The sequence below is a fragment of the Gemmobacter sp. genome, assembly GCF_016792925.1.
Lineage (GTDB): Bacteria > Pseudomonadota > Alphaproteobacteria > Rhodobacterales > Rhodobacteraceae > Gemmobacter.
On the sequence record NZ_JAEULU010000311.1, the window covers coordinates 1 to 2,063 of the forward strand.

1 protein-coding gene is annotated in these 2,063 nt (G+C 62.1%); it reads right to left on the reverse strand.

The window, feature by feature from the left end; all coding sequences use genetic code 11:
• The coding region (locus JNN06_RS15255; protein ID WP_291240452.1) for a UvrD-helicase domain-containing protein at positions 1 to 2,063 on the reverse strand (2,063 nt) is incomplete at both ends.

The window sequence follows — 2,063 nt, forward strand, 5'->3', positions numbered from 1 at the left end:
TTCGATGGCAGCGGGGCTTTCGCCCGAGGGCATCCGCCACACCGCCGTCTCTCCAAAAGCGTACAGCTCGTTACGGTCTTGCGGCGTCAGATCGGCGGTATCGGGCAAGATGACGATCGGCGCCTCAAGGCCCTTGGCGCCATGCACCGTCATCACCCTGATCTTGCCGCCCGCGCCCTCCATCTGGCGTTTGATTTGCACATCATCAGTTTGCAGCCAGGTTAAAAACCCAGTCAAACTAGGCACTTCGTTGCGTTCATAGGCCAGCGCCTGCGCCAAGAGGGCATCAATCCCGTCCTCTGCCTCGGCGCCCAAACGGGCCAGAAACTTGCGCCGTCCGTCGTGCCGCGTCAGTGCGCGCTCGATCAGGTCAAAGGGCCGCAGGAAATCCGCATTGTCGCGCAAATCCGCCAGCACAGAGACGATTTCTGCATGTTCCGGCGCATGACGCAGCGCCTCCCAAAGATAGCCTTTGCGCGGCTGCGCAACGGCATAAAGCTGGGCCTCTGTCATCCCGAACAGTGGCGAACGCAACAGCTCTGCCAGCGCCAGATCATCTTCCGGCAGGGTCAGAAAGGCCAAAAGCGCCTTGATGTCCTTGACCGCCATCTCCCCGCCCAGATGCAACCGGTCCGCCCCGGCAATGGGCAGCCCCGCCGCCTTGCAGGCCCGGATCACCTCGGAAAACAGCGGAGAGCGCCGCCGCACGAGGATCAGAAAGTCACCCGCTGTCACCCTGCGCGGCCCTTTCGGCCCCGGAATCAGCGTCTCCGCAGCCAAGATCTGCGCAATCCGGTCGGCCACCCGCCGCCCCAGCTCGGCGGTGTGATGCTCCCCCGCGATCAGGTCGACCGGATCGGACCAATCCTCATCCTCCGGGTTGGAGGCCGGCGCGATTGGCGGCCAGATTTCCACCCGCCCCGGCATGGTTTGCTGAAAGGCGATGTGATGCGACGGCCCGCCAAGTGCTGCGTGTTGCGCTTCGGGAAAGGTGGCATCCACCAAATCCAGGACTGCGGGCGAGGATCGGAAAGAATGTTCCAGTTCAAGGGTTTGGAACGGCGCCCCGATATTGTCCAGCCGGTCGCGGAAGGTCTCGCGCATCCGCGAAAATGCCGAAACGTCGGCCCCCTGAAACGAATAGATCGACTGCTTCTGGTCGCCCACAACAAAGATCGTCCGCTCCAGATCGCGGGCGCCTTGGCCCGAGGTGAACTCCTGCGCCAGCAGTTCGATCACACGCCATTGATCCGGCGAGGTGTCCTGAGCCTCATCCACCAAAATATGATCAATGCCACCATCGAGGCGGAACAGCACCCATTGCGCCACCGCCGGATCGGTCAGCAAGCCCTTGGCGCGCGCGATCAGATCATCGAAATCCAGCGCGCCACGCAGGGTTTTGCGTTCGGCATAAATTGGCAGGAAGGCGGCTGCAAAGCGGTGCAGGGCGGCGCTGCGCTCCACCGCGCGAAGCGCCAGGCGTTGTGGTCGCGCATCCTCGACCCTGCGCATCAGGTTGGCGAGCTTGTCGCCCAGTTCGCCCAAGGCCTGCCGGGTATCCTTGGTCGGAAAACGGTCGGTTTTGGCTCCAAATGGCGTTTTTGCATCGGCGCCATAAAGGAACAGCCCTTCAAGCTCAGGCAGAAAACTTGGCTGCGGATTGCCCCAATCCAATTGTCCAAGGCGCATCGCGGCCTTGGCATCGGTATCCTTGCCTCTGGCCATGGCAGAGACGACTTCGGGCATCCAAAGCGGCTCATCGCCCAGAAAAACCTGCGCCAACAGCCTTTCAGGCGTCAAATCGGGCGGCAGATCGAACAGTTTGGCAAGCTCGACGCGCGACAACGGTCGCGACAGGCGCTGCGCCTCTCTGGCCACTTCTGCGGCCAGTTGGCTGAAATCTTCGCCGGTATAGAGGGTGGCCAAGACCGAAAGCGTCTCTGACGCCGCAGAATCAGCCATTTCCTCGATGATTTCTTCGCGCATCAGCTTGGCCGCGCGATCATCCAGTTCGGTGAATTGAGGCGAGACACCGGCCTCCAATGGGAAGCGTCGCAGCAGCG